Source organism: Nocardiopsis listeri, from assembly GCF_020741345.1.
Lineage (GTDB): Bacteria > Actinomycetota > Actinomycetes > Streptosporangiales > Streptosporangiaceae > Nocardiopsis > Nocardiopsis listeri_A.
The window spans coordinates 1-6,510 of sequence record NZ_DYZD01000384.1; the positions used below are offsets into that span (position 1 = coordinate 1).

5 protein-coding genes are annotated in these 6,510 nt (G+C 68.8%); 2 read left to right on the top strand and 3 right to left on the bottom strand.

Features of this window, described 5'->3' with window-relative positions; genetic code table 11:
* Positions 1-94: 94 nt before the first annotated feature.
* The 3 genes from leuA to K8V84_RS20520 form a co-directional block, all read right to left on the bottom strand.
* On the bottom strand, positions 95-1,795 hold the full coding sequence (gene leuA, locus K8V84_RS20510; protein ID WP_304077457.1) for a 2-isopropylmalate synthase: 1,701 nt from the start codon (positions 1,793-1,795) through the stop codon (positions 95-97).
* Positions 1,796-2,236: 441 nt separating this feature from the next.
* Positions 2,237-2,605 (bottom strand): hypothetical protein, encoded by a 369-nt coding sequence (locus tag K8V84_RS20515; protein WP_304077459.1) that lies wholly within the window; start codon positions 2,603-2,605, stop codon positions 2,237-2,239.
* Positions 2,606-2,772: 167 nt separating this feature from the next.
* Positions 2,773-3,861: a protein-L-isoaspartate O-methyltransferase gene (locus tag K8V84_RS20520; protein WP_304077461.1), complete on the bottom strand. Its 1,089-nt coding sequence runs from the start codon at positions 3,859-3,861 to the stop codon at positions 2,773-2,775.
* A gap of 685 nt (positions 3,862-4,546) precedes the next feature.
* Here K8V84_RS20520 and K8V84_RS20525 point away from each other — a divergent pair.
* Positions 4,547-5,626, top strand: a complete 1,080-nt coding sequence (locus K8V84_RS20525; protein WP_304077464.1) for a hypothetical protein — start codon at positions 4,547-4,549, stop codon at positions 5,624-5,626.
* A 17-nt stretch (positions 5,627-5,643) separates the two neighbouring features.
* Positions 5,644-6,126 carry a hypothetical protein gene (locus K8V84_RS20530; protein WP_304077466.1) on the top strand — a complete coding sequence of 161 codons (483 nt, stop codon included), beginning with the start codon at positions 5,644-5,646 and terminating at the stop codon, positions 6,124-6,126.
* Positions 6,127-6,510: the final 384 nt, after the last annotated feature.

A 6,510-nucleotide genomic window follows, 5' to 3' on the forward strand; every position in this document is an offset into this window, starting at 1 on the left:
AGCAACTGACCTCACGTGTTGCGACGATCCCTAGAATCCGCCGATGGGGACGCGGCCCTTTCCCTCAGTGCCAGGGGTCGGTTTCAGATGCGGCTCAGGCGCGGCCGATGGCGCTGCACATGGCCTTCAGCGAAGCCGTCGTGATGTTGCTGTGGATGCCCACGCCCCACACGATCCTGCCGTCGATCTCGGCCTCCACGTAGGCGGCGGCGCGGGCGTTGCCGTCCTCGCCCATGGAGTGCTCCACGTAGTCGTTGACGCGCACCTTGACGTCGACGCCGGTCAGTGCGTCGGCGAACGCGGAGATGGGACCGTTGCCGGTGCCCTTCAGCTCACGGATCTCGCCGTTGACGCGGGCGTCGACCTCTACGCGATAGGTGCCGTCCTCGCCGGTGCTGGAACGGTGCGCCAGGACCGCGACCGGGCCCTCGTCGGCCAGGTAGGTCTTGGAGAAGATCTCCCAGATGCGGTCGGCCGGGAACTCGCCGCCCTCGGTGTCGGTGAACTGCTGGATGACCTGCGAGAACTCGATCTGCAGGCGACGCGGCAGGTCCAGGGAGTGGTCCCGCTGCATGATGTAGGAGACGCCGCCCTTACCGGACTGACTGTTGACCCGGATGACCGCCTCGTAGTTGCGGCCCACGTCCTTGGGGTCGATGGGCAGGTACGGCACGTCCCAGGGGTGCTCCCCGACGGGGACCCCGGCCTCCGCGGCGCGCTTGTTCAGGTCGTCGAAGCCCTTCTTGATGGCGTCCTGGTGGGAGCCGGAGAAGGCCGTGTAGACCAGGTCGCCACCGTAGGGGTGACGCGGGGCCACGGGCAGCTGGGTGCAGTGCTCGACCGTGCGACGGATCTCGTCGATGTCGGAGAAGTCGATCTTGGGGTCGACGCCCTGGCTGAACAGGTTCAGGCCCAGGGTGACCAAGCAGACGTTGCCGGTGCGCTCACCATGGCCGAACAGGCAGCCCTCGACACGGTCGGCGCCGCCCATGACCGCCAGTTCGGCGGAGGCCACGCCGGTGCCGCGGTCGTTGTGCGGGTGCACGGACAGGACCACGTGCTCGCGGCGGGACAGGTTGCGGCTCATCCACTCGATCTGGTCGGCGTAGATGTTGGGGGTGGCGCGCTCGACGGTGGCGGGCAGGTTCAGGATGATCTCGCGGCCCGGGCCGGGTCGCCAGACGTCCATGACGGCCTCACAGACCTCCAGGGCGAAGTCCAGCTCGGTGTCGATGAAGATCTCCGGCGAGTACTGGTAGCCGAAGTACTCGGTCTCGCCCAGGTACTGCTCGGCGAAGCGCACGACGTGGCGGGTTCCCTCGACCGCGATGTTCTTGCACGCGTCCTTGTCCACCTTGAAGACGACGCGACGGAAGGTGGGCGCGGTGGCGTTGTACAGGTGCACGGTGGAGCGCTTGGCGCCGATCAGGCTCTGCACGGTGCGCTCGATCAGGTCCTCACGGGCCTGGGTCAGAACGGAGATCTGTACGTCGTCGGGGATCAGGTCGCCCTCGATCAGTTCCCGGACGAAGTCGAAGTCGGTCTGGCTGGCGGCCGGGAAGCCGACCTCGATCTCCTTGTAGCCCATCTTGACCAGCAGGCGGAAGATCTCGTGCTTGCGCGCGGGGTCCATCGGCTCGATCAGCGCCTGGTTGCCGTCACGCAGGTCGGTGGACAGCCAACGCGGAGCCTCGGTGATGGTCTTGGCGGGCCAGGTGCGGTCCGGCAGGTCGACCGGCTTGAAGGCCTGGTAGCGCTCGAACGGCATGGAACTGGACTTTTGCTGCGGCACCATAACGGTGTTGCTCCTCGGGAGAAATCAGTGGCACGTGATGTAACGGCCGACACGGCAAGCCGAAGTCCCGCGGCGAGGGGCCGACCTTTTAACGATCCCCGCCGCGGCCACTAAGGAGGAGCAGCTCGCGCAGCATAACGATCGTCACGCTAGCAGACGGTCACGAAATTTCGACACTCGATGCTCACATGTTGAGACGACACTTGTGTGACCTGTGACGACCGGAGGGTCTCACAAGGATTCGAGATGATCGTTCAAAATGGGTACCTCGACTTCAAGATACAGACGATGAGGGCTACCCTGGAGGGGAACCCTTCAGTGCTAGGGGGGTCATACGGAGTCCGTCGGCGGAACCCAGGGTGCGGCCAACACCCGAGGCCTCGGCAGGCCGGTAAGCCCGAGCCACCGCAGCGCCGGTACCGCCGACGGACGTCCTTCGTCTCAGCCCGTGGCGCCTCGCGACACCGTCACCGGCGGCAGCGCGAACTCCGCCCAGAGCGCGATCACCGGCTCTCCCCACTCCCAGCGAAGCCGCCGCGCGCCCCAACGGTCGCTGAGGTGGTCGACCATCTCCAGGTTCCGGCTCTCGGACTCGGGTTCGTCCGCCTCCGGGTACGACATCGCCGCGACCTCACCGCCCACCGGCCTCTCGGTGACGATCAGCCGCAGCACGGTGCGGGTACCGCTCCGTCCCAGGGAGAGCACGCGCACCGCGTCGGCGCTGCGCCCGCCGCGGGCGGCCCGTCTCATGGTCACCGTGAGCATCTCGCTGACACAGAGGATGACGGCCGCCTGCTTCGAGGGGTCCATGCCGGGCACCCTCTTCAGGTCCCGGGCCGCGTCGAACCTGGCCCTGGTCAGCACCTCCACCGCCTGCGGATACCGCCGTGAACTGGGAAACCCCGGATAGGCCGTCCGTGAGCCACGTGCCCGTGGCCGGACGCGCTCACGCGAACCGACCCGACCCTCGAACCCCCTCATCCGGTCACCGCCCACACCGTCCGCTCGTCGTCCAGCCAGACGGTCTGCCCCGTCGACCCCGCCGTCACCCCGAAGCGATCCAGCCCCGGTCGCCCGGCCCTCTTCCACGCCATGTGGGCGCGTGCCCACTCGTCGAAGAGCATGCGCGGACCACGTTGTCTGGCCAGGACCCCTCGTGGCGCTTGGGCGGCGACCGCACCCAGCGCCCAGGATCCGGACTCCGGATCGATGAGGTAGAGGGCCACGCGCAGGTCCGACCGCAACAGCGCCGGCCGCACGATCCGCCGGACCCCGGGCATCGCCAGACCGCAGCACAGCGCGCTCGCCTCGTCCATCAGGTCCCACGCGTCCAGGTCGAAGGCGTGCGACCGCTCCTCCTCCCCCGGTCTGACGTAACGGGAGATCAGGGCGGCCTGGTACTCCCCGGCGAGCGCGGGAGCGCAGGGGCGCGCGACCGTGAAGTGGCCACGGGCACGCCCGTCGGCACCCACACGCAGGTCGGCCACCAGGTCATGGGAGAAGGAGCCGCCCCACCGGGTGAGGATCCGCCCTCCGGGCAGGCACTGGTCCACCCACCGATCGGGCAGTCGCTCGACCGGCACCGAGGAGATCACCCGGTCGAAGGGCGCCCCGCTCGCGCAACCGTCCATGCCGTCACCGACCACCACCAAGGGGGCCGCTCCCATGCCCAGGAGGTCGACCCGCGCGCGGTCGGCGCGGTCGGGATCGATCTCGACCGAGACCACGGCGTCCTCTCCCAGGAACCCGCACATCAGGGCGGAGCAGTAGCCGCTGCCCGTACCGATCTCCAGGACGTGCATGCCACGGGTCAGATCGGCGCGGACCAGCAGGTCGGCGGCCCGGGAGGGCGAACACACGGAGCCGCCGGTCGAGCGCGCACCGTCGTGTCCACCGGCCGGGTGGCCTCCGACCGTCACCCCCTGGTCGGCGTAGGCGGCCTCCATCCACACCGCCTCGTCCCGCCACCGGTCGACCTCGCCCTGTCCACCGTCCGGGACGAAGCGGTCCGGAAGGAACCGGTGGCGCGGGACCTCGGCGAAGATCCGCTCCCAGTCGGACCCCACCCTCACCTGCGCTCGAAGACGATCGACCATTCTCCGGTGGGCCCGGATCACGCCCCCACCTCCCCCGCTCCGGCCGGGGACGTTCTTCGTTCGGTGGCCGCCGATCCGGGTCCCACGCTCGTGGAACGCTCGCGTGTCGATCGGGAGATGGACATGGGGGCCTCCACATATGGCGGGCACACGAACCGATCAGGGTCTTCGGTCCATTAACCGGCCACCGAATCCGGGTAAGGATGAACAAGGTCAGCAAACCTCGTTTTCTCCTCGGCACGGAATCCCGCACAGATATACACCGGTGATATGTATGGCGAAATCGCAGCTCCAGACCCGGGTACCACCACCGGGTCCGTTCTGGAACCGAAATGACGTTCGTGGCTGCCTCGCGCGAAGGGACGCGGGTGCTCTCTTGGGGCTCGTGCGCCTGCACACCGGTGCGAGCCAACAGGCGATCGGTTCGGCGATCGACATGGCCCAGCCTCACGTGAGCGCGATCATGTGCGGGCGCCGTTCGATCACCGCGCTCGACACCTGGCTCCGCGTGGCCGACGGTTTATCCATGCCCTCGCAGGCCAGAAGGGTTCTCGGGCTGGCCGCCTCGGATTCCGAGAATGAAATGGAGACGTCGTGGACAGAATCCTCATTGCGCGTTGGCGACTCATCCCCCTCCGCCGATATGGCGAAGGAGATGGCCGAGCAGACTCTGAGGGACCTGATGAAACGTAGAGAGGCATTCGCCGTCGGCGGCACGATCCTGGTCGGGGCCGCACTGACGGAACTCCTGGAACGGTGGACCGCCCCCGGCCCGTCGGGGACCCGAAAGGGCGGCTCGACCATCGGCGCGATGGAACTGGAGCGGATCGAGGCGGCGACCGTGTGCCTGCGCCACTGGGACGAACGGTGGCGGATGGGGACACGACGCAAGGCCGTGATCGGTCAGCTCTCCGAGGTCTCGGAGTTGGTCGAGCATCGACAGCGGCCCGACGTGCAGCAACGCCTGTTCGCGGTGATGGCCGAACTCGCGCGGGTGGTGGGGTCGATGTCCTTCGACTCCGGCGACCACGGCACGGCGCAGCGCTACTACTCGCTCTCCCTGCGGGCGGTCCGCTACGCGGGACCCGACCACTCGTCGTTCGGGGTCCGGGTGCTGGCCGACATGGCGCGCCAGATGTTGGACCTGCACCACCCCGAGGACGCACTCGACATCACGCGCCTGGCCCTGGACCAGGCGGCCTCGCTCGGGGCTCCGCCCTCGGTCCGTGCCCTGTTACGCACGCGCGAGGGATGGTCGTACGCGCGCATGGGTCGCGTGGCGTCGTTCGAACGCACGGTGGGTCAGGCCGAGGACCTTCTGGCCCGGGAGGAGGACCCCGGCCCCGAGTGGTCGCAGGGGTTCGACGAGGCCGAACTGGCCGGTGTCGTGGGCGCGCGCTACCGCGACCTGGGCAGGTCCGTGGAACGGCCCGAGTCCGAGCGGTTCGCGTTGAGGTCGGTCGAGTACATCTCGTCCGCGTTGGAGCGACGTGGGAGGGGCAGGGGAAGGACCCTCGACCTGATCGGGCTGGGCCGCACGTACGCGGTCCTGGGCGAGGGCACGGAGTCGGCGCGTTCCGTGCGCGCGGCGTTGGGGTCGGGCCCGGGCCTGGCCTCGGGACGGGTGCGTCGGCGCCTGCACGATTGGTACGTCGAATCCTCCGCACTGCACAAAAACCCGGACACGGCGGCGATCCGTGACGAACTTCCCCTTACCCTGCTGGCAACGCCATAGACGACAAAGGGGGCAGGATGCCACGGATCGGGATCACCGGACACTCCAACCTGACCGAGGAGAGCCGCGAGGTGGTGGTCAAGGCGCTCGGCGCGGCCCTGACGCCCTACCGGGGCGAGGACCTGGTCGGCATCTCCTGCCTGGCGCGCGGCGCCGACCGACTGTTCGCCGAGGCCGTCCTGCGCGCGGGGGGCAAGGTCGAGGTCGTGCTTCCCTCGGTGGACTACCGCGAGAACAAGGTCAAGCCGGAGGACCGCGAGGACTTCGACGGGTTCCTCATCCGCGCGTCGTCGGTGCGGTACATGCCGCACCGACAGGCCGGTCGCGCCGCCTACGAGGACGCCAACCAGGCGGTGCTGTCGAACGTGGAGCGGCTCTTCGCGGTCTGGGACGGGCACCCCTCCGACGGGCGCGGGGGCACCGCCGACGCCGTGGTCGCGGCCCGGGACCGGGGACTGCCGGTCGAGGTGATCTGGCCGGACGGTGCCCGGCGAGGGTGAGATTCCGGGTGGCGGGCCAGGTACGGCGGGCGGCGTGACACCCGATTCCATGTGGCCGGATCCGGCCACGCTCGGCGTACGCGCGGTGACGGAAAAAGCGGGCTTCACGTGGCAAGTACTCCAAACAAGACGATTCGCCACCTCCTGCCCCGAAAACCCGCCACATTGACAGGTCGTGGTGGCGCGATCTCCAATACCGCCTAGTATTCGCCGCCTCACTCCCCGCTCATGGAGGCATAGTGGAGTACCCCTCCCCCACGACCCCCGTCAGAAGAGTCCTCGTCCCCGTCGCCGCCGGCGCCCTCCTCCTGGGGACCCTGGCCACCGGAAGCGCCACCGCCGAACCCTCCTACGGTCTGTACGAGGTCGACGGTGTGGGCACCG